General features: G+C 37.1%; 25 protein-coding genes. 14 read left to right on the forward strand and 11 right to left on the reverse strand.

Annotated features, from left to right (window positions below; translation table 11 throughout):
* Positions 1-26: 26 nt before the first annotated feature.
* Both E2K98_RS13170 and proC read left to right on the forward strand, forming a co-directional pair.
* The gene (locus E2K98_RS13170) at positions 27-944 is read left to right on the forward strand and encodes a DUF1002 domain-containing protein (protein WP_133334762.1); all 918 of its coding nucleotides are present in this window, start codon (positions 27-29) and stop codon (positions 942-944) included.
* A gap of 66 nt (positions 945-1010) precedes the next feature.
* Positions 1011-1808 carry a pyrroline-5-carboxylate reductase gene (gene proC / locus E2K98_RS13175; protein ID WP_133334764.1) on the forward strand — a complete coding sequence of 266 codons (798 nt, stop codon included), beginning with the start codon at positions 1011-1013 and terminating at the stop codon, positions 1806-1808.
* A 49-nt stretch (positions 1809-1857) separates the two neighbouring features.
* Here the strand turns inward: proC and E2K98_RS13180 are convergent, their stop codons facing one another.
* Entirely contained in the window at positions 1858-2679 is an 822-nt protein-coding gene (locus E2K98_RS13180; protein WP_133334766.1) for an HAD family hydrolase, read from the reverse strand.
* Positions 2680-2797: 118 nt separating this feature from the next.
* Between E2K98_RS13180 and E2K98_RS13185 the strand changes: the two genes are divergently transcribed.
* From E2K98_RS13185 to E2K98_RS13200, 4 genes are all read left to right on the forward strand, one after another.
* On the forward strand, positions 2798-3478 hold the full coding sequence (locus tag E2K98_RS13185; protein ID WP_235824806.1) for a glycosyltransferase: 681 nt from the start codon (positions 2798-2800) through the stop codon (positions 3476-3478).
* Between the two features lie 151 nt (positions 3479-3629).
* Positions 3630-4001 (forward strand): hypothetical protein, encoded by a 372-nt coding sequence (locus tag E2K98_RS13190; protein ID WP_133334768.1) that lies wholly within the window; start codon positions 3630-3632, stop codon positions 3999-4001.
* Positions 4002-4276: 275 nt separating this feature from the next.
* Positions 4277-4777: a hypothetical protein gene (locus tag E2K98_RS13195; RefSeq protein WP_133334770.1), complete on the forward strand. Its 501-nt coding sequence runs from the start codon at positions 4277-4279 to the stop codon at positions 4775-4777.
* Positions 4778-5000: 223 nt separating this feature from the next.
* Positions 5001-6926 carry an FUSC family protein gene (locus E2K98_RS13200; RefSeq protein WP_133334772.1) on the forward strand — a complete coding sequence of 642 codons (1926 nt, stop codon included), beginning with the start codon at positions 5001-5003 and terminating at the stop codon, positions 6924-6926.
* Between the two features lie 111 nt (positions 6927-7037).
* Here the strand turns inward: E2K98_RS13200 and E2K98_RS13205 are convergent, their stop codons facing one another.
* Complete coding sequence (locus E2K98_RS13205) at positions 7038-8024, reverse strand: inorganic phosphate transporter (RefSeq protein WP_133334774.1); 987 nt, start codon at positions 8022-8024, stop codon at positions 7038-7040.
* Between the two features lie 37 nt (positions 8025-8061).
* A complete protein-coding gene (locus E2K98_RS13210) occupies positions 8062-8676 on the reverse strand; it encodes a DUF47 domain-containing protein (protein ID WP_133334776.1) in 615 nt (204 codons plus the stop codon).
* Between the two features lie 257 nt (positions 8677-8933).
* Here E2K98_RS13210 and E2K98_RS13215 point away from each other — a divergent pair, with 257 nt between their 5' ends.
* Positions 8934-10211, forward strand: coding sequence for a VTT domain-containing protein (locus E2K98_RS13215; RefSeq protein WP_133334778.1), 1278 nt, complete (start codon positions 8934-8936; stop codon positions 10209-10211).
* Between the two features lie 30 nt (positions 10212-10241).
* Here the strand turns inward: E2K98_RS13215 and serC are convergent, their stop codons facing one another.
* From serC to E2K98_RS13230, 3 genes are all read right to left on the reverse strand, one after another.
* Positions 10242-11339, reverse strand: coding sequence for a 3-phosphoserine/phosphohydroxythreonine transaminase (gene serC / locus E2K98_RS13220; RefSeq protein WP_133334780.1), 1098 nt, complete (start codon positions 11337-11339; stop codon positions 10242-10244).
* Positions 11340-11632: 293 nt separating this feature from the next.
* Positions 11633-11749, reverse strand: a complete 117-nt coding sequence (locus tag E2K98_RS13225) for a YjcZ family sporulation protein (RefSeq protein ID WP_133334782.1) — start codon at positions 11747-11749, stop codon at positions 11633-11635.
* 38 nt (positions 11750-11787) lie between these two features.
* Positions 11788-11889, reverse strand: coding sequence for a YjcZ family sporulation protein (locus E2K98_RS13230; RefSeq protein ID WP_133334784.1), 102 nt, complete (start codon positions 11887-11889; stop codon positions 11788-11790).
* A 453-nt stretch (positions 11890-12342) separates the two neighbouring features.
* Between E2K98_RS13230 and E2K98_RS13235 the strand changes: the two genes are divergently transcribed.
* On the forward strand, positions 12343-13800 hold the full coding sequence (locus tag E2K98_RS13235) for a sensor histidine kinase (protein WP_133334786.1): 1458 nt from the start codon (positions 12343-12345) through the stop codon (positions 13798-13800).
* Positions 13797-14489, forward strand: a complete 693-nt coding sequence (locus E2K98_RS13240) for a response regulator transcription factor (protein WP_133334788.1) — start codon at positions 13797-13799, stop codon at positions 14487-14489. Before E2K98_RS13235 ends, E2K98_RS13240 begins: the two co-directional genes overlap by 4 nt.
* A 91-nt stretch (positions 14490-14580) precedes the next feature.
* On the opposite strand, the gene brnQ is transcribed toward E2K98_RS13240, so the two are convergent.
* The gene (gene brnQ / locus E2K98_RS13245; protein ID WP_133334790.1) at positions 14581-15933 is read right to left on the reverse strand and encodes a branched-chain amino acid transport system II carrier protein; all 1353 of its coding nucleotides are present in this window, start codon (positions 15931-15933) and stop codon (positions 14581-14583) included.
* Positions 15934-16185: 252 nt separating this feature from the next.
* Between brnQ and E2K98_RS13250 the strand changes: the two genes are divergently transcribed.
* The 3 genes from E2K98_RS13250 to pdxR all read left to right on the forward strand — a co-directional run bounded on the left by E2K98_RS13250 (position 16186) and on the right by pdxR (position 18868).
* The gene (locus tag E2K98_RS13250) at positions 16186-16704 is read left to right on the forward strand and encodes a DUF2269 family protein (RefSeq protein WP_133334792.1); all 519 of its coding nucleotides are present in this window, start codon (positions 16186-16188) and stop codon (positions 16702-16704) included.
* 239 nt (positions 16705-16943) lie between these two features.
* Positions 16944-17330 (forward strand): YkvA family protein, encoded by a 387-nt coding sequence (locus E2K98_RS13255; protein WP_133334794.1) that lies wholly within the window; start codon positions 16944-16946, stop codon positions 17328-17330.
* Positions 17331-17431: 101 nt separating this feature from the next.
* Positions 17432-18868 (forward strand): MocR-like pyridoxine biosynthesis transcription factor PdxR, encoded by a 1437-nt coding sequence (gene pdxR, locus E2K98_RS13260; RefSeq protein WP_133334796.1) that lies wholly within the window; start codon positions 17432-17434, stop codon positions 18866-18868.
* Between the two features lie 50 nt (positions 18869-18918).
* On the opposite strand, the gene E2K98_RS13265 is transcribed toward pdxR, so the two are convergent.
* The 3 genes from E2K98_RS13265 to E2K98_RS13275 form a co-directional block, all read right to left on the reverse strand.
* Complete coding sequence (locus E2K98_RS13265; RefSeq protein WP_133334798.1) at positions 18919-19350, reverse strand: YfmQ family protein; 432 nt, start codon at positions 19348-19350, stop codon at positions 18919-18921.
* Between the two features lie 52 nt (positions 19351-19402).
* On the reverse strand, positions 19403-19597 hold the full coding sequence (locus E2K98_RS13270) for a hypothetical protein (protein WP_133334800.1): 195 nt from the start codon (positions 19595-19597) through the stop codon (positions 19403-19405).
* A gap of 199 nt (positions 19598-19796) precedes the next feature.
* A complete protein-coding gene (locus E2K98_RS13275; RefSeq protein WP_133334802.1) occupies positions 19797-20228 on the reverse strand; it encodes a Gp49 family protein in 432 nt (143 codons plus the stop codon).
* 273 nt (positions 20229-20501) lie between these two features.
* On the opposite strand from E2K98_RS13275, the gene E2K98_RS30930 reads away from it, so the two are divergent.
* Positions 20502-20651: a hypothetical protein gene (locus E2K98_RS30930; protein WP_165976264.1), complete on the forward strand. Its 150-nt coding sequence runs from the start codon at positions 20502-20504 to the stop codon at positions 20649-20651.
* A gap of 157 nt (positions 20652-20808) precedes the next feature.
* On the opposite strand, the gene trxA is transcribed toward E2K98_RS30930, so the two are convergent.
* Positions 20809-21129: a thioredoxin gene (gene trxA, locus E2K98_RS13280; protein WP_133334804.1), complete on the reverse strand. Its 321-nt coding sequence runs from the start codon at positions 21127-21129 to the stop codon at positions 20809-20811.
* 121 nt (positions 21130-21250) lie between these two features.
* Between trxA and E2K98_RS13285 the strand changes: the two genes are divergently transcribed.
* Entirely contained in the window at positions 21251-22165 is a 915-nt protein-coding gene (locus E2K98_RS13285) for a LysR family transcriptional regulator (RefSeq protein WP_133334806.1), read from the forward strand.
* Positions 22166-22167 lie beyond the last annotated feature (2 nt).

Raw genomic sequence — 22167 nt, forward strand, 5'->3', positions numbered from 1 at the left:
TTTATGGAAAAAGGAGAGACTAAAAAATGAAATGGAATCGATTTTTAAAAGGGGCGGCGATCGTCGGTGTTCTGATAACAACATTATTTGTAAGAAATTCTGGCATTGCTCTTGCCTCAAGTGGTGATAATGACAGCATTAATGAAAAGTATGGATCGCCAGTAGTTGTGTACGGGGCACAATTATCCGCTGCCCAAAAAGACGAAGTCAAAAAACTATTAGATGTGACTGACCCAAGCCAAGTAAGAGAGATCACGGCAACCGGACAAGACCTCGTGAACTATATCAAAGGGGATGCACATGCCAATATGTATTCCTCTGCAAAAATAACCAGAGACGACACAGGTGGGGGAATTGTCGTAAACATCGTAACCCCTGAAAATATTACCGAGGTCACGAAAGAAATGTATGCAAATGCCTTGTTAACAGCAGGGGTAAAGGATGCAGAAGTAGATGTTGCCTCCCCGATTAAAGTCAGCGGACATTCCGCCCTTGTGGGGATCTATAAGGCCTATGATACCGGAAAAGGTACAAACCTAAATAAGGACCGGACGGAAGTTGCTAGTGAGGAATTGAGCTTAGCAACTAATTTAGCCAAAAAAGAAGGCATGGATTCCGATAAAGTCAGCCAACTGTTAACAGAGATTAAACAAGAGATTGCCGCACAGCATCCGGCAACGAAAGAGGATATTGCCAACATCGTGGATGAGAAATTAAAAACGTTGAACATCAGTCTAAGTGAGAAAGATCGTCAGCTGTTAATTGACCTATTTGATAAAATGCGTCATCTGAACATCAATTTTGATAACGTACAATCTCAACTCGATAATCTTGCACAGGACGTTAAACAGAAGGTACAGAATGCAGTAGACCAAGGATTTTTTCAAAAGGTCGCGGATTTCTTTCAAAAATTAATTGACGCGATAAAAAGTATTTTTTCATAGAATTTATCCTCCCAATTGGGTAAGCTAAGCAACATATTCAACTTAGAAAATCAAGGTGAAGCAGCAATGAATAATAATAAAAAACATGTTTTGTTTATCGGGGCAGGGCGCATGGCCCAAGCTCTTATTGAAGGAGTGAACAAGAAGGAATTTTCCATTCTTGTCGGCAATAATGGAAACGAAAAGCGATTACATGACGTAAGAGAAATATATGACGTGGAAACAACCAATCACTGGCAGCAAGAGGTTAGCATGATGGATATCATCATACTCGCTTTACCCCCAGAATCCCATGATTCGATTCTTGCAGATTTAGCAGACCTCATGAATGGTCAATTGGTCATCACGGTTGCAGCAGGAATCGGTCCAACTTATCTGGAGTCAAAGCTGCCTAAAGGAACACCTGTAGCATGGGTGATGCCCAATACAGCCGCAAAATTAGGAAAGTCGATGACCTTATATGCACTTGGGCAAAATGTAAAACAAGAACAGCAAGATTGGCTTGAAGCATTGATTAACGGAATTGGTGAATTTGAAAAAGTAACAGAGCAGCAAATTCATGAATTGACAGCTGTCACCGGAAGTGCTCCGGCCTTTATCTACCGAGTCGCAGAAGCACTTGAAAAAATCACACTGGAGTCCGGTGTCAGTCAGGAACAAGCAAGGAAACTAGTGGCAAACATGATTGCCGGCTCTGCAGAAATGTTGAAAACCAATGCGGATCCTGCTGAACTGGCAGATGAAGTGGCCACCCCGGGCGGTTCTACGGCTGCTGGTTTAGAGGTTTTGGACACCAACCATTTGGACCACCTAATGATCGATGCGATTGAAGCATGCCGCCAAAAAGCAATGGTTCAAGATTAACAGAACACAAAAAAGCCTTCCATTCTGATGAATGTGAAGGCTTTTTGGATTAATGCTGCCCAACTGGAGTGTTCGTTAAATGCAATAGATGTCGGACTGCATAAGCAAAACCGTCTTCATCATTTGTTTTTGTAACTAGGTCCGCTTTTTCTTGCACATATAGCGGGGCATTGCCCATCGCAACCGAAATGTTCGCTACTTCAAATTGGCCAAGGTCATTCCCGCCATCTCCAAAGGCAATAATCTCATCAAAAGACAGCCCCATCATTTTTTGGTACTTCAATAGGGCCTTTCCTTTGTGAGCCTCGCCTGACGTAATTTCCACATTATTCGGAAAGGAAGAAGCCATCGTAATCGGGAATTTACCTGTTAACGTCGCTTTTATTTCATCGACTTTTTCGAGTTGGTCATTGTGCACCAAAGCAATTAATTTATAGATCTTCAACTCTTTAAGCTCAAGAATTTCATCATAATTGAATTCTTGAAAAAACCTGTCGAGTTCTTCTTTACTCTTATCTTTCAATGGAGGCAAAGTGGAAGGAAAACCGCCATGATTCGTGTAGACGAGAATACCTGCGCCTAAATTTTTCAAAATTGGAAGAAGTTCTTTAAAGGTGGAAATCGGCAAAGTCGCCTCATACAGCATTTCATTTGTACGTGAATACAAAACAGAACCATTTATACAAAAAATAGGAATCTCCAAATTTTGCACGGCTTTTAGTTGAATGACATCCGCCAAAGCTCTTCCCGTGTTTAAAATAAGCTCATGACCTTGAGCTTTTAATTCGTTTAAAGTTTTTTCGTTTTCTTCAGAAATTTCATGGTCAGAGTTTAATAGTGTCCCATCTAAATCAATTGAAATACATTTCATGATAAAAAAGTTCCTTTCTATTCCACATTAAGACTACTATATCAGATTTTCCTTTAAAAAAGTTTAGTAAAGCATTGGAGGATGCGGGCATAAGGAATAAAAATTTATTAATACTAAAATGGTAAAAATAATAAATAAAGGAGTAAACATCCATGAAAAAAGCGATTATTTCTTTCATTTTCGTTTTCCTGTTTTCCATGTAAATACCGCTTCATTTGCCGGTGCGGAAGTGAGAGATCCGGTAGATCCATCCTGTCTTAATGCCAAAGTAATTGATTTAAAATATCCCATGCAGCAGCTTTGGGTTGAACATGCATGGTGGACAAGAAGTTTAATTGTATCCACACTCAGCGATCTTAAAGATAAAGATGCAGTGTTGGCCAGACTTCTTAAAAACCAAGAAGACTTAGGAACCATTATTAAATCCTATTATGGTGAAGAAGAAGGGAATAAATTTACAGCTCTTTTAAAGGAACATATTTTGATTGCAGGCAAAATTATTGATGCTGCGAGAAGGGGGGACCAACCTAATATTGATAAATTCAATAAAGAATGGGTACAAAACGCGGACGAAATTGTTGCATTTTTAACATCTGCAAATCCATATTGGTCCAAAAAGGTCTTAACCGAAATGTTCTATACCCATCTAAAATTAACTACTGATGAGGTTATTGACCGGCTAAAAGGTGACTGGGTAGGCGATGTTCGTACAGCGGATACGAACGAAACTCATTTGATTCATATGGGGGATATCTTGACCGAGGGAATTGTGAAGCAGTTTCCAGAGAAGTTTAGATAAACATGATGAAAAGGAAATCTAACAGAAGGGATTCTTTGGATTTCCTTTTTCTTCTAAAGGGCATGGTGCTGAAATTCTACACTTTTCATGATAATAGTAGTACCATATATTTATAATAGCTATATTTGAAAAATCCCAAGGAGAAGAAAAGATGAGTTTTAAAAAGGAAGAACTACTTAATTTAAGGGAAAAGGATCATGACCTTTATGAAAAAACGGTTCAGACAGCGTTCATAGAAAAAAGACAGGAATTTCTTGATGTGTTTGAAGATTATTTTCGTGAAAGAGGATTTGTCATTCGAAAGAGAAATGATTCAGTCAAAGCCTCTTTTGACATCCTTCATTTTAAGGCTTTTACAGATGAAACTGGAAAAATAATGATTATGAAAGGGAAGGAGGAAATCGCAAACATCTACATTCATTTTGATGGAGATACCGATCCTGTTTTTTATTATACAGGAAGCAATTTCGAGATAAGGTTTGAAAGCCCATTAGCTATACTTGAAAGTATTTTTCAGATATAAGTTACCAATTAGCACGATTCTTCTTTAAGGCATCGCCGCATTTTGGGTAGAGGGCACTGATATTCAATGAGTATCAGTGTTTTTTTATGAGAAAACACCCGTAGCTTTTGTGAGATCATTTTAAATAAACATTTATTTTCCACTTACCAAATAAAGGTCCTTTATAGGAATAATATTCAATATTTTGTCAACTTTTGCTGAAAAAATAGCTTCAAAACATGATAGGATGATTGTGGTTAGCAATAACCAAAAAATTTTGAATAGGAGAATGTATGATGGGGCTAGATATGTATTTATTCAGTGCACCAAAGATTGACGGAATGAACTTTGAAGATGTGCTCCTTGCAAACGGTCGCTTTCATAAACTCGAAGAGGGGGATATGCTTTATGAACGATTGAAACCGTACATTAAACACTTTGAAGAATATGGTCGCAAATGGTCCAGTATGTTAGAGGAAGTCGCTTACTGGCGAAAGGCAAATCAGATTCACAATTGGTTTGTAGAAAATCTTAATAATGGGACAGATGAACCTGTCTTTACGGTGGAGGTCACGAAAGACCAATTGAGGGAACTTTATAAATTATGCATAGAAGCCCTTACGAAACAAACCCATCCACATGAACAATTACCGACAAGACCAGGATGTTTTTTTGGCAGCATAGCTTATGATGATTACTATTACAAAGAAATTGATCGAACGAAATCGATAGTAGAAAACCTCCTTAAAAACTTCAATTTTGAAACCCACTATTTGTTATATCAATGTTCCTGGTAAGCCTCAATGACTTCGTAAATATAATTCTCAATTTTTTTAATAACTTAAACGCTAAGGTAATTCAGTTCTGCGTACGCATTTTTATTTTATTGTAATACCCATCTGGAGAAATGGGAAATATAAACAGACATCACGATATTCACAATGACGAGGAAAAATCAGATAGCATGCTGTCTGGTTTTTCTACTGTTTTCTTAAACATCATAGAGAGGAGGCCACCCGAATGGGAGAAAACAAAAATGGTTCTCTTAAAGTAACTTCCATTATCAGACAAGCGTTAATGGTAAATAAAATGCCATTCCCTTGGTTGAAAGCATTTTGCGCGGGATTGGCTGCATCGTTACCCATTATGTTTGGATTACTCCTGGGGAATTTTCAATATGGATTATTAGCCGGAATGGGGGGATTTACTTATTTATACGTCTTTCATATTCCTTATGCTCAAAGAGCAAAAAAGTTATTCTTTGTCATACTGGGGATAACGTTCGTTACGTTCTTAGGAACAGTTACAGCTCCACACCCACTAGCAGCCGCTATTTTAATGGGGCTCATCGGAGGTATTGGAATCTTTATTTTTGGGGCTTTAAAAATTAAAGGACCATCCGCCATCTTTTTCGTTTTAATTTTTGCGATGACTTCAGGTATGCCCGTTCAACCTGAACTTGCTCCACTGCGTGCCGGTCTTGCCTTTCTTGGCGGCGCTTTATCATGGGTGATTGCCATGATCGGTTGGTTTTTTCATCCCCATGGTCCTGAACAAGATGTGGTAAAACGGGAATATTTCGAGCTGGCATCCTTTTTTGATTCAATTGGCTCCGATCACTTGAATGCAGCCAGACAACGAGTAATGACCGTTTTTAAAGAAGCGGAAGAAACGCTTACAGCGGGATACATTTCATGGCGTAAAACGGACCTTTTTCAACGATTATTTTTATTACATAATCATGCAAATTTGATATTTATGACTGTCCTAGAAAACATTCCAGAAGAACATGCAAAATTGCCGCCAGAAATGGGTGATTCGATTCGTAATATTGCCCAATCACTTGACCAGGGCGAATGTGGGGTAAAGAACGAAGAGCAAAAAAACATGGATCAATCCATAAACACGATATGGGCAAGAATCTATGAGGCTGAAGCGATTTTGCAAACACCAATTACCGAACTAGGCCCAGAGATGGAATTGTCGAAGCAACCTCTAAAAACGACTTTTTTAGGAGCCTTTGATAAGAACTCGTTTGTTTTCATTTCAGCCTTACGTTTTGGCGTCGTTACCATGATTGCTGCCATTATCGCGTATAAGTTTGGCTTTAATCGGGCATATTGGATACCTTTATCCTGTGTAGCGGTCATGTCGGGAGCTACAATCGTGTCCACCTACCATCGGGCGATTCAAAGAGGAATTGGTACAATTCTTGGGATTCTCATAGCAAGCCTGGTACTCTCAACACAGCCAACTGGATACATGATTGCGTTCTTTGTTCTGCTTTTAACCTTTATAACAGAACTATTTATTGTCAAAAATTATGGGTTAGCTGCATTGTTTTTTACGCCGAATGCTTTATTGATGGCGGAGAGTGGAAGTCATGGAAACTATAGCTTTTCCTTTTATGCATCTGCCAGAATTCTTGACGTCATCATTGGAATTGTGATTGGTATTCTAGGGGTCTTATTGCTAGGGAGGCAGTCAGCTTCAAGTCGTCTGCCGCATAACATCACGAAAACGATAAGAAGCCAGGCACAGTTTTTATTTATCCTTTTCTCTGATCAAGGAGAAGGTTTTGATGCGGGAAAAAGCAGAGAGCGAAGTAAAATGAGGACGAATCTTAATAATTTACGTACTATGTATGATACAGCAACAGGTGAGATTCCCGTTAATCAAAAGGCTTTAGAGTATTATTGGCCCGTTATTTTTTCCATCGAACAGCTAGGGTACTTATTGGAAAAATGTTCGCTTATGTCGAAACGTCCGGTTCTCAGTGACGATACTCTTGCTCAATTGTTTTATGTGTTTGAAACAATAGCAAATGCCGCCGACCGAGAAACATTTCCTGTGATAAAAAATGTACCGAAAATTGGTGAATTCCCAAGTATAGAAAAAGAAATTGATTCCCTACAGCATGCATTTCAATTAAATACTAAGAAATAGGGCCTCAAATAAATGATGTTTCTGTGAACCAAAAAGAATCCCATCTGAATTTAAATCAGATGGGATTTTTATGATTTGTCAATGAGGAAAATCATGTCACCAACTAAAGTATTATAAAAAAATCTTTATGATGGTTATGAAAATGCCAGCAATTGCAGCAGAAATCGGTAATGTAATCACCCATGTAATGACCATTCTTCCTGCAACACCCCAATTGACACCTCGAAATCGCTTTGCAGATCCAACACCTAATATTGAACAGGAGGCAACATGAGTGGTTGAAACGGGAACACCTAATAAAGTTGCTCCCTGCATGACGGCAAAGGATGATAAATCTGCGGCAAATCCATTAATGGGCTGTACTTTAAATAATTTTTTAGCTACCGTTTTAATAATCCGCATACCGCCAATCATGGTACCAAGTCCCATTGCTGCTGCGCAAATCAACTGAACCCAAAAAGGGACATCAAGGGTTGATTGGTATCCGGCTGCTACTAATGCGAAAACAATAATTCCCATTGTTTTTTGCCCATCATTTCCCCCATGTGAAAAAGCAGCTAATCCACCGGCTATAACTTGAATCGAACGAAAACCACGGGTGGCACGGTGAGGATTCGCATTTTTGAAAAGAACTCTTAATATTTTCATGAGAATAAAGCCTACAAAAAAAGCTAAAAAGGGTGAAATAATTAAACCTTTAATAATGTCAGTGAATCCTACCCAGTTGATGGAATGTAGTCCTGATCCAAAAATAACAGCTCCAGCGACTGATCCAATTAATGTGTGGGATGATGAAGAAGGAATCCCAAAATACCAAGTTATCAGATTCCAAAAAATTGCAGATAGTAAAGCGGCAATGACGATGGCCATTCCGTTTTCAATATGGAAGGGATCAGCGATTTTTCCGCCAATTGATTTTGCTACCGCTTGAGAAGTGATTGCACCGATAAAATTTAAAACACCCGCAAAAATCACAGCAAACCGTGGTGATAGAGCTCTTGTAGAAACCGACATGGCGATTGCATTTGCTGTATCATGAAAGCCATTAATGAAATCGAAAGCTAAGGCAAGAACGATAATGATGACAATGATTGTCATGAGATCCTCCTTCAGTTAATTTTATTTTTAGTTGAAATTAGGAGTTCTTCATAATAATGGTTTCTAATGTATTGGCTACAGATTGACAGTAATCGGCGATATCTTCGAGCTCTTCATATATTTCCTTATATTGAATAATTCGAATCGGATCTTTTTCAACCTCGAACAAATGTTTAATGGATTTTCGTAGGATTCCATCACATTTTGACTCAATATCTTTAATTTTGATTGAATGTTCCCGAATAGGTTGTAGTTTTTTGGACGATAACAATTCGATGGCTATATCGATTTCATCTGCACATTTTCGAATCCCTTCAACAAATTGAAGCATGAATTCGTCCGCATTCGTAATAGAATACATTTCAAAAAGAGAAGAAGTATGCTCTAATCCATCCAAAACATCATCCATCGTCATGGTGAGTGCTAGGATATCTTCGCGTTCGATTTGGGTAATGAAGGCATTGTTTAATTCTTGGATGACTTCATGAACATAGGTATCTCCTTTAGTTTCATATTCCTTCATTTTTTCAGCGAAGATTTTAAGATCGCTGACGTTATTAAGTTTGTAATCAGCGAAAAAATAGGCACTTTCTTTCAAATTTAATGAAATATTACTTAGGTAGTTTGCGAATTTATCTTTCTTTTTTGCCATTTTATTTCCTCCACAGCGCTCAAATAGTATTTTAGGTAAATAAGATACTTATTTATTTTTCCATTAAGGGAAATATCAATTCATTTTATTTATAATAAGCAAGCTTGGTCTATAAAAACATTGTACGTTCTCTGTATAATGGATTAATAATTCATGAAAATGCCAAATCTATTTATCAATCGTGCTACATTATTGTTAGTACTAAAATTGATGATAATCAGTTTAGTTCGTTTCTCTTAAAATTTGGAGGAATTTCTATGTCACATTTAATCACTTTATTTGAACAACACAGTTATCTGATTTTATTTATCGGGATTTTTCTAGAACTCATGGCTCTGCCTATATCTGGGGAATTTTTAATGAGCTATGCAGGTTATTTTGTCTATCAGGGGAAAATGAATTACATTATGGCACTCCTGACTGTTTTTTTAGCAGGTGGTGCAGGTATTACAGTTACGTATTGGATTGGGAGGGCAGGGGGATATAAACTGATCGAAAGATACGGGAAATATATTCATCTAGGACCTGAACGTTATAGAAAAACAGCTGCCTGGTTTGAACGATCCGGAAGTAGATTGTTGGTCATTGCTTATTTCATACCGGGAATTCGACATTTCACCGGTTATATTTCAGGTATTTCCAAAATGCCGTTCCGAAAATTTTTTATTTCAGCTTATATTGGTTCCTTCCTTTGGGGATTCTGCTTTATTACACTTGGAAAGGTATTAGGGCCTCGCTGGCAGGTTTTCCATCATGCAGCTAGTAAATATTTTGTTATTTTTATTATTATTTTTGCCATATTGTTAGCAGGGTATTTAGCGTATCGTTTTTATAAAAATCAAATTAAGGACTTTTTCATTCGTTTCGTAAAATGGTTAATCTTCCGTTTTAAAACGATTCGGGCAACTGAAATCTTTCTTATTTTTCTTACGCTCGCTTTTATTGGGATGGTTACCCTAATGTTTGGAATTGCTCAAGACTATCTAGCGAATGACTTTTTAGAATTCAATGAAGTAACGGAATATCTGGTTAAGTCTGCGGTATATTTGGGATGGATGAGGGGATTTTTAGTGTTACAATTTCCTTATCTTCTTGGAATCATCATAGCGTTAACTGTTATTCGGGTATGGAGAAAAGGGCGGAATAGGGGATTAGAGTATCTTCTGCTTGTTGTTACAGTCGCAGGAGCAAAGACCTTTCATGATTTGCTCATGAAAGCCTTTCTATACCTTCAGTCTTATGGTTTCGTAGGGAAATTTCATTCAGCTAATTTTCCTGACCTAAAAGCGATGATTTTCATCATCATTTATGGAACATGTATCTTTTTACTTGTCCGGCATTCGAAAGCGAATATCACAACGATTATAGTCCCTTTATTTGGGATTATTCTATTAGTATGTGTAACCATAGCAAACATTGTAACGACTGATGTTCTTCCAAGCGATATAATGGGGGGGTATGTCTATGGAGGAGTTTGGATCTTTTTTAACTTCTTATTGTTTGAAATGTTTCGGCTTGTATTGGAAAAAGAATGAGACTGCTAGATTTAGCAGCCTCATTTTTTATTAGTTATTTTCCTTCTGAAACTTCACCATAAAATCGCTAAATGCCTTACAAGCTTCATAAGGAACTGCATTGTAAGTAGACACGCGGCAGCCGCCAATAGAACGGTGACCGTTTACACCGACGAAGCCTTCTTGTTTTGCTTGTTCTAAGAATTTTTTTTCTAATTCTTCTTCTTTTAAGTTGAAGGTGATGTTCATCAATGAACGGCTGTCCTTTTCAGCATGGCCGATATAGTAACCTTCACTTGAATCGATTGCATCATAAATGAGTTTTGCTTTTTTCTCATTCAGCTCAGCAATCGCCTCTATTCCACCCAACTCTCGAGCCCAATTAAGAACTTCGCCAAGCATATAAATGCCAAAGGTTGGTGGTGTGTTATACAATGAATTGTTTTTAGAATGCGTGCTATACTTCAGCATCGTTGGGATATTGGTGTTCGCTTGTTCAAGGAAATCTTTGCGAATAATCACAACGGTTACACCTGATGGACCAAGGTTTTTCTGAGCACCAGCATAGATTAAAGCAAATTTGCTGACATCAATTGGTCTAGAAAGAATATCACTCGACATATCGGCAATCAACGGAACGTCTCCAGTGTTTGGGTATTCCTTCCACTCTGTACCGTAAATCGTATTGTTGGAAGTAATGTGCACATAGGCATCATCCTGTTTATACTGCAATTCATCATGTTTAGGAATGCTGCGGTACTTGTCTTCTTTCGTAGATGCAGCTTGATAAGCTTCCCCGAAGAGTGCGGTCTCTTTGAATGCTTTTTCAGACCAAGATCCTGTCATCACATAGGCCGCTTGTTTTCCCGGTTGTAAAAAATTCATCGGAATCATAGAAAACTGAAGACTCGCTCCACCTTGAAGGAAAAGGACTTCATAGTTTTCAGGAATAGACAGCAATTCTCTTAAATTGCTGATTGCTTGATTATGTACTACTTCATACGCTTTACTGCGGTGACTAAGTTCCATGACAGACATTCCCGTTCCACGGAAATCAACCAATTCCAATTGCGCTTTTTCTAAGACGGAAATCGGTAAGGCAGAGGGACCAGCATTAAAATTATAGGCACGCTTTGTTTGTAGTTTCATTATGAACTCACCTCAAATTTTGATTTACTTGAATATAACATATTTTTTTAATTTTTAGGATAAATATTTTAATGCGTGAGGGAGTAAATCATGGTAAGAAAGGGTTTCCAATGTTGTATTTAAGGGAAAAGAAACGAGGATTATTTTTTTTAAAAAAAGGTCACCAGTCCAATTTCTACGTATTTATAAATTGTAGAATACGTACGTTATGTAATAGGAGAAAAGCCTTTTTCAGGCTTTTTCCCTACTTGAAAATCCCCGTTTTTTAGAAAAGTAATAGGATTTTATTCTAATTAATAAAAACAAGCTGCTCCAACAATGATTAAAAGAATGAACAATACAACGATTAAAACAAAAGTGCTGCCGCCATAGAAGCCGCCGCCTCCGTATCCGTATCCACCGAAGCACATAGGGAGTCCCCCTTTTCATAAGAAATTGAAATCATTTTTTAATAAAATCCGCCACCAATGAAAGCTGTCCCTACAATAATTAGCAGGATAAATAATACAACGATTAAGGCAAATCCGCCTCCACCAACACCATCAGACATAATATCGAACCCCCCTTCACAAGTTAATAACAAAATATGTAAAAAATAAAAAATTGGAAGGGCACCTTTCAAAAAAGGCTAGAATGTAGGGGGATTTTTTTGAATATTCCTTTTGAATAAGCCCAGAGAGGTCTATTCAGCAGACTTTAAAAAAACATCAACAAGGTACCGCCGCCCTGACTGATGCATAAGCTTTATAGTACCTCAAAAACAATAGTAATCTCACGAAATTTAAAAAGGTCCCTTTGATGGGACCTTTTTGAATTTTATAGACAGTTTCTAAATTCAAATTTTGTATAAGACAATAAAAGGGGTCTGACCCCATTATTTATACATTTTTTAGATTTGTTTTAGAGATGGTTTAGATATGTTGGGTATGATGAACTTAAAGGTATGAACTAAAATTTAAAAGGATTGAATTGGTTTTAAACCATTTTTAAGGAGATTTTTTATATGTCAATTAAAACGAGATTATTGCTTTCTTATCTTGCTATGACATTTATTCCCATCATCATGTTTGGTTTCATAGTAACGACACTGTTTTCTACTTTGTATAAAGATATGGCAGGAACCGGGGGTGGGAAGCGAATGCCAGTGTTTTGGGAAATGGCGAATCAACGTCGAGACCTGATTGCTGGTGTAAAATTTATGGCGCAAACTGATCCTGACAGATTTACTAACAGCGAGTTTCTAAAAAATACGGATAAAAGAATGAACATTTTGCATTCAGGACTAGTTGTCATGGAAAATCATAAAGTTACCTTCTCTTCTCCATTCGTTGACAGACTGGACCTTAAACAGTCGCTTCAAGAGTTGACCACGAATAATGGACAAGTCCGTTGGGGGAAAAATCGGTATTCAGTAGAAAAGTACAATATCAAATTTAGCAATCACTCAAGCGGCACTGTATACCTAATTACTGATTTAACCCCCTTTTTCAACGAAGCGAGAAAATTTTTCCCATTGCTTATATTGTCCCTGCTTTTCGTGATTGGGCTAACTAATGGTTTTCTTACTTTTATCGTTTCCCGTAGTTTTATTAAACCTATGTATACCTTAAAACGGGCTGCTGAGCAAATAAAAGAGGGTAATCTACAATATGAGTTGAAGTTGAAACGAAAGGATGAAATTGGGGAATTGGCAGCTTCGTTTGAAGAAATGCGTTACCGGTTAAGCGATTCAATTCAGCTTCAAATCCAGTATGAAGAAAACCGGAAAGAACTAATATCCAATATTTCGCATGATCTAAAAACCCCAATTACCGGAATTAAAGCTTGTGTTCAAGGTATACAGGACGGAATTGCGGATTCTGCATCAAAACAGGATAAATATATCAATATGATTGCAAAAAAGGCAGAAGACATGGACCATTTAATTGATGAATTGATGCTGTTTTCCAAACTGGATTTGAAACGACTGCCGTTTTATTTGGAATCAATGGATATAAATGCTTATTTGCGTGATTGGGTAGAAGAATTACGCACTGACCCAAGAATGGAGAAAATCGGAATAATCTTTTCTGACAGTAACAATCCTATTCCAGTGATAGCTGACCGCGAAAAGTTGTATCGGGTTTTGATGAATATTATCGATAACAGCTTAAAATATATGGATAAGGGACAAAAGGAAATTTGGATATCATTACTCGATTATGATGACAAAGCTACTGTACGCATTCAGGATAATGGTCCCGGAATTGATAGTGAGGCGCTACTTCATATTTTTGATCGTTTTTACCGAGCAGACCCTTCAAGGAACTCAACCACAGGAGGAACCGGCCTGGGACTTGCAATTGTCAAACAAATGATTGAAGGGCAAGGGGGGAGTGTTTGGGCAGAAAGTCAAATAGGTGAAGGGACTAGCATTTATTTTACATTGCTAAAAACCACAAAGGAGGGTGAGCACAAGTGAAACGAATCTTAATCATCGAGGATGACCCGGTGATTGTGGAGGTAGAAAAAGATTATTTAGAAGCTAGTGGGTTCAAAGTGGATATTGCAACAAGAGGCGATATTGGTCTCAATATGGCTCTTGAAACGAAGTATGATTTAATCATACTTGATCTCATGCTTCCCCATACGGACGGCTTTGAAATTTGTAGAAAAATCCGCGAAGTGAAGAATATCCCAATTCTAATGGTTTCCGCGAAAAAGGAGGAGATTGATAAAATACGCGGACTTGGACTTGGAGCAGATGATTATATGACGAAACCATTCAGTGTCGGTGAGTTAGTTGCCAGGGTGAAAGCACATCTATCAAGGTATGACCGATTAATCACAGATAACCAGACGAGACAAAAGGATGAAATCCAAATACGTGGAATTCGAATAGATCAGTTATCTCGAAAGGTGTTCGTAAATGAAAAAGAAATCTCATTTACGTTGAAAGAATATGATTTATTGTTATTTTTGGCCAAACATCCAAACCAGGTATTCAGCAAAGAGGATATATTTGAAAAAATCTGGGGACTTGATTCGATGGGCGATACTGCCACTGTTACGGTTTATATCGGAAAATTACGTGAAAAAATAGAACTCCATCCATCTAAACCGCAATATATCGAGACAATTTGGGGTGTTGGTTATAGATTTAATGTTTAATTGTCCGAAAAAGAAAAGGTTTTTCAATATAAAAATAATAAACATTAGAAAAGGGCTATCAAATCGCAAAGATTTGATGGCCCTTCTCTAGTTATCGTATTTCAATTTTTTTTAACCGTGTTGGCCACAAATTGCCGATAATGGCTCCAACAACTGCTGGTAAGATCCATCCAAGACCAAGATCATAAAGCGGTAAATAATTTACATAAAACGATTTAATCGATTCGAATAAAGCAATAGTAGCTCCCGGTAAGCTGCTTACTAATGTGCTATAGCCATCGAATATACTTACAAAAAATGTTAGGAGCATCGTCACTGCATAAACACTTCGTTTATTGCCAAAAAGTGGTGAACAAAGTGCCAATAAGATAAGAACTATGGCCAGTGGATACAAGAACATTAATACTGGGATCGCGAATTGAATGATATTCGTTAAGCCGAAGTTTGCGATTATGAACGAAACAAGACAAAGGATTGCCACGAACCATTTATAGCTTACCTTTGGAAAAACTTCATGGAAAAATTCACTGCATGATGTGATTAGACCGATGCTCGTTTTTAAACATGCAAGGACGATAATGATAGCCAATAAAATGTTGCCGAATGAACCGAAATAATACTGAGCTACCTCCGCAAAAATCAAACCGCCATTATCGAATTTCCCTATTGCTGAAACACTCGATGCCCCCATATAGGTGATGAGTCCGTAAATAAGCATCATAAGTCCCATCGCAAAAATACCTGATTTCCAGGTTGCTTTCGCAATAGATTTCCGGTCGGTGATGCCTTGGCTCTTGATTGCATTGATGACAACAATACCGAATGCGAGGGAGGCCAGGGCATCCATTGTGTTATAACCCTCTTTAAAGCCCGTTATAAAAGCTAGTCCGCTATAGTCACCCGTCGGCTTACCGAAGTGACCCATTGGTTTGACAATGGCAATGATTATTAACACGAATAAAAATACTAAAAACGCTGGTGTTAAATATTTGCCAATATAGTCCATAATTTTTGCAGGATTTAATGAAAAATAATAAACAATTGCAAAAAATAAAAAGCTAAAGAGTCCGAGATAAAGACTAGTGTGCGCTGGATTAATATACGGTTCAAATCCGACAACAAAGGGTACCGTTGCAGTACGTGGAATCGCGAAAAACGGACCAATTGTTAAATATAGAGCCATTGCGAAAACGACTCCAAATAATGGGTGTACGCGATTAGCTAAATCTCGCAAGCCATTACTTCCTGATAGACCTATTGCTAGAATTCCCATAAAAGGCAGCCCAATGGCTGTGATTAAAAAGCCGATTAATGCCGGCCAAAAGTTCGTACCAGCAAGCTGTCCCATCTGGATGGGGAAGATCAAATTACCCGCACCAAAGAATAGTCCGAACAACATCGTACCAATGACAGCATACGTTGAAAATGGTATTTTTTGTGGCATACAAATTGCTCCTTCTAAAAATTTAATATTGTTGTTTTTTAAAAATAATATAATAATATAATAATTTCGTCATTATTGAAAGGGCGTTATAACATTTTCACTCCTTTTCTAAGATATTTTTACTATTCATTAAGAAATTACTTCCGTATCTTATCTATATTTTTATACTTTTTTTAGATTTGCTTTAGAGTCCTTTTAGACCCAACGATTATCATTATGAATAGTAATAGTTTTGAAGGAGTGATTCATGGAATGAGAAGACTAAGTTTAACGAAAAGAAAATGGCTGTTGATTCTTCATTTACTGTTTTCGGCCATTATGTTAGGAGTTTCTATTGTTTTTCTAATTCTAAGTATAACGGCTGCAAATACAAACGATGTAAATGTGTTGAAAGCATGTTATTCCAGTATGCATGTGCTTGCGAAGACATCCATTCGTGCTTCAACAATCGGCACCGTAATAACAGGAATACTACTTTCCGTTCTGACCCAATGGGGATTGTTCAAATTTTACTGGATTATTGTGAAAGAATGGTTGACGCTCCTCTCACTTATATTGGGTCCTTTTGCTATGTATAGCTTAACACTTAAAGCAGTAACACTAACAGCCAATAATGGAGTCAACGTTCTTTTCGATCCAGCTTTTACAGTGAATAAATGGCAGCTCTGGTGTGGGATTATTCTACAAATCATTTCACTTGTTTCGATGTTCGTGATTTCTGTTTTTAAGCCATTGGGAGAGAGAAAAAAGAAAGAGATGAAAATTGCGTAATAATGAGAGGGGACAAGACAAGTGGAAAATTAAAATAGAAAAGTGTTAAATAAGGATAATAAACAAGGATCTGCAAGTGTGCGCACAGTAAGATTTTTGAATATGAAGGCAGCTTAGAGGCCATACATTATTACATTTATTAAATTCAGTTAAAAAATGTCAGCAGTGGTCAATACTAACGGATAGAATAAGATCCGCATAATATATCAGAAATTGTTCATTTTTTAAAGGAGAAAAGCATGGGTAAAATAAAGACTTGGGCGAAAAATTTGAAACGAAAAATATTTATTCTTTACTTTGCATGCAAAGATAAAAGAGTTCCTTGGTATGCAAAAACGTTTACGGCTGGTGTTGTCGCCTATGCCTTCAGTCCCATTGATTTAATCCCCGATTTTGTACCAATCCTAGGCTACCTGGATGATATTATTATTGTTCCATTGGGAATTATGCTTGCCTTAAAGATGATTCCTAAAAATGTAATTTCTGATTGTGAACTGAAAGCAGAAGAAATGTTGAAAAAGGGAAAGCCAAAAAATTGGGTAGCTGGTTCACTCATTATTAGCATTTGGAGTCTATTTATCCTCTTGCTGATTATAAAGGGATATCAAATTATGCAGGGCCAGTGATCAAAACACTGGCCTTTGTTCTTATTTCAAATGCTTTTTTTTTGACCTTGAAAAAGTATACAATAGTTTAACAGAGTAAATGGAAATAGAGGATGTAACAAATGGATTGGAAACCGGATCGAGAATCGAAAATACCTATTTATAAACAACTTGCTGACTATATCGAAAACGGGATTGCAGATGGAACCTTTCCTCCTGATAAACCACTGCCATCTGAAAGAGGTTTGGCGAAAGAGCTTGGAATCAACAGAAGCACGGTTATTTCTGCCTATGACGAATTGGAAGCAAATGGACTCATTGATCGGAATAGAGGCAGTGGAACAACGGTCAGCAAAGATATTTGGGGGATAGCCAAGAAACGGATCCCTAGTTGGAATCGGTACATTGAGGCAGGTTCGTTTTTACCTAATTTGCCTGTCACTCAAAGAATACATAAAGAAATGGTCGAGCAAAATCTGATTAATTTAGCGAGTGGGGAATTGTCTCAGGATCTTTTTCCGATGACTTCCCTAAGGGAGATTACTTTCAACCGATCGTTTATCGGAACCTTGGGATATGATCATCCCCAAGGGAATGCGATCCTCCGGCAAACGCTAACGAATCACGTGAAACAGTTTCGTAGTATAGAAACGAACCCATCATCGATTTTAATTACATCAGGGGCACAGCAAGCTTTGCATCTTGTCGTCCAATGTTTATTAAAACCTGGAGACGGCGTTGCGATTGCAAATCCTTCCTATCATTATAATCTGCCTGTTTTTAAATCAGCCGGAATCAAAACTTATTCTTTAAAAATGGATAAGGAAGGGATTAACCCTTTAGATATAACGACATTGTATAAAAAACATCGAATCCGAATGATTTTTATGAACCCTATTTATCAAAATCCCACAGGTACGCTAATGTCGGAAGAAAGGAGAAAAAAGGTTCTGGAGTTATCATCCGAATATGGAATTCCGATTGTAGAGGATGATCCGTACAGTTTAACCTCTTTTACAGGGGAAAAGATGCAGACGCTCAAATCATTAGATCGGAACGGGAATGTATTATATATTAGCTCACTAACGAAAATTGTTGCTTCAGGTCTAAGGATTGGATGGATTATTGGTCCAAAAGCAGTGATTGAACGGTTATCAGATGCTAAGCAGCAGGTTGATTATGGACATGCAAGTTATACGCAGTGGATTGCCAATGATTTTTTAGATTCAAGCGATTTTGAATATCATATAAAAAATTTAGTGAAGCAGTTAGAAAGCAGAAGAAATCAAATTGTCGTCAGTCTTGAGTCAATTTTAAAAGATCAGGTTGATTTTTATATTCCTAATGGCGGAATTCATATTTGGTGCAGGATAAAAAGGGAAGTGAATGAAAATCAATTGCTGGAGGAATCCATTAAAAGAGGAGTCATCTATGTTCCCGGTTTGACAATGGGCTCAGAGAAGGGATTTGTTCGATTTACTTTTTCAAGGGAAAAAGAAAAAGATATACATGAAGGAATTAAAAGATTTGCTGATGCTTTGAATGCAATTACAAAATGATATGAAATAGAAAAGGCGGTCATATATAAGACCGCCTTTTCTAATTCTTGTTATGCAGAAAAAGACCATTTTTGAAGGCTTTTTGAAAGCAGTTGATAGGCTACTATCTTTTTCTTGTACTGTTTGACTACTTCCACATTGTGTTTGGAACAGTAGACAAATAACCGGACATCGTTTTTACCTTCTTTTGTTTCAATGACGAAGGGGGGTTCACTGTTCTCTGGATGTAAATATAATTCCTCTGTTCCCGGATAAATATAATGCTTCTTTAAAAATGTAGCCTCATTAAATGATTGAAGTACTCCCACTTTGTTTTCACCTTCAAGTAGTTTCCCGCCAAAGGTAACGGTGACATTCATGTTGGTAAGTTTTGTATGAGTTTCAAATTTATTGATTAGCCATTCCACTGGACCGGTTGGAAGACAGGTCATTAAAATTTTCACCATACTGACGAGTACAATTGAAATCACAGCCCATGTCATCTTTCATCATCTCCGTTTAATGTATTCCAATAAAATAGTGGACCTTGTTTATTTACAGAGTCAACCAAATATAGATTCCTAGTGATATCAGAGCGATAAAAATAATGACTACATAAATTAAAGTTAAGTTCGTTGTATTTCTTCTTGTGGATTTACTGTAGTCTTCATCTGGTTTTCCGGTAATGAATAGGGTCAAAACGACAGAAATAATTAAAATTAAGATAACCAAACCTATCAATATATTCATGTTGCACCTCTTAAAATTTACTTTCTTTAGTGTTCTACTTTTTTATAATTAAATCATATCGCAACCAGAAGAAATGATAACCATCCAATTAAACTAAAAAAAGACCATCCACTTTGAGGCGCGTTTCAGCAAACCAATAGCTTAAATAATCCGGAAAATGAGAAAGGGCCGGTGATTTTCACATCACTAGCCCCTCTAATTAATACTGATATTTGTAGCCTTCTAATTCCGAAATTCTTTGTTTGATGCGTTCTAAACAAATCTGGGTATCTGTGTCTTTATTGTAATGTGCTGGATCTTGGCTCGTAGTTGATTCTGTAAGGACAAAACCATTTGCCAGCTGAACTGCAACCATTGTACATTTGCCAAAAAGCTCAATGATTTCTATTTGCGCATTTTCCATCATCGAATCAATATCCGCCAGTGTAATTTCTTGTTTTTGCACTTGTGCCCTTGGACTTACTGATGCAATAAATTTATATTCTGTTGGTTCAAATGCGATTTCAAAGGCTTGCTCTGAAATTTCAATGATCTCATTGGTTGCTAAATTTTTAACCTTCACAATCCCATCATTTGTAATTTCTAATAATTCTACTTTATTATCTGTGCCTTTTACCCGGTAAACCTTCAATTTATCTTCCCCCCATACCCATTTTCCTTCAAAATTCTGTCTAATAAGGCATCACCCTCCGGTATTGCATGTTTCATGAATAATCCACATTTATTAATAGCTTATTCAGGTCTAAACCTTCGGTGAAAGCTGAAAGTGCGGAAAAATGCAGGTATTTGAAGTTAATGGTTTTAAGGAATACTCTCTAAAATCTATAAAGAGTATAAATATTCAAGGGAATAATAACGAATCCTAAAAGTGTATTTTTTCAATCCATTTAAATGAGGTGAAACCATGAATAAGAACAATCCGATTGAGTATACTGGCAAAGTTCTGGACCAAAGAAACGACCTTACGGGTCCAGATGATGCAGGTAAGGGAAACTATCCAAAACCACCCAAAAAAGTAATGATACAACAGCAAAACCGTTCTAATGGGCAATAACCTTTTGAATGAAATTACCAATTTTATGAAATATCCTCTCATTAAAACAGCAGCCAGTTCAGGCTGCTGTTTTATAGTAATTCTGACAATGAGAATCCATTTAAAATTGTAGGGGAATCCTTTGTTCTTAACTCAAAAAAAGCTATCAATTAACCTCTTATTCAACCAACCTATGCTTTTTTATTGATTCGATCAGCATTTCTTTAGGTTGAAAACCTGTTATCCGCTTCACCAGCTGACCATCTTGAAAAAACAATAATGTCGGTATTCCAAGTACCTCAAACTGATTTATAAACTCCTCATTCTCATCGGAATTAACTTTTACTATTTTTAATTCCAGTTCCTCATCGATTTCTTCCAAAACAGCTCCAATCATTCTGCAAGGAGGACACCATGGAGCCCAGCAATCAATCAGCACTGATTTACTTGTTTGGATTTCCTTCAGAATTTCTTGCCCCTTTGCGTGTAAGATACTCATGAAATTTCCTCACCTTTCTTATTATCTTGCTTGTAGTATATGATGAGTTATAATATAAGTAAAATTAATACTTTTAATTTCTTAAATAAGTAAAAACTAATAAGTAAAAAAGAGGGAATTTATGACTATATTCCAATTAGAGGTTTTCTTAAAGGTAGTTGAAACGAAAAGTTTTACAAAAGCCGGGGAGCAAATCGGCCTTTCTCAATCTGCCGTCAGTCAAGCAGTAGCAGCCTTGGAATCCGAGTTAAATATAAAATTATTAAACCGACACAGGAATGGGGTTAGCGTTACAGAAATTGGAGAGCGTATCACGAGCTTGATTAAGGACTTGCTAACGATTAAAACAAAAATTGTAAACGAAGCAAGTGGAATGGCAGCCGTTGAAGCAGGAACAATAAAAATCGGAAGTATTTCAGGTATGTCAACGAAACTATTACCAGGAATGATCAGTTCCTTTAAAAAACGGTTTCCCGGTGTAGATGTCACTCTATATGAAGGAAATTATGAAGAAGTCAAAAATTGGATTAAATTGTCGGTAATTGATGTCGGCGTGGTCACAGAGGAAAAGCATGAATTTGAATTTATTCCCTTATTACAGGATAAAATGGTTATAATTGTTCCGGAGCAACATCTTTTGGGAAATCAATCTTCCATATTCTTAAAGGAAATCGGAAGTGAACCTCTGATCATGCCAAAGGAATGTGATCGTTTACTTCGTGCAGTCTTTAAGGAACAAGGAATAACACCTCACATTCAATTTGAAGTCAGCGACATAGCAACCATTATTGCAATGGTTCAAGAAGGGGTTGGATATACAATACTTCCGGAGTTGGCAATTCCCTCAACCTTGCCGAAGGTCACTCCTTCATACTTATCTCCTCAAGTGTACCAAAACCTAGGTCTAGAGATCCGTTCATTAGAATACATTAGTCCAGTCCTAACTGCTTTTATTCATGAGGCACAAGAATTCACAAAAAACTTATCACTAAAATTATTTAACAGCTATCATTCTGTTATTGTGAAAAAAAGATAATT

The sequence above is a fragment of the Bacillus salipaludis genome (assembly GCF_004358205.1).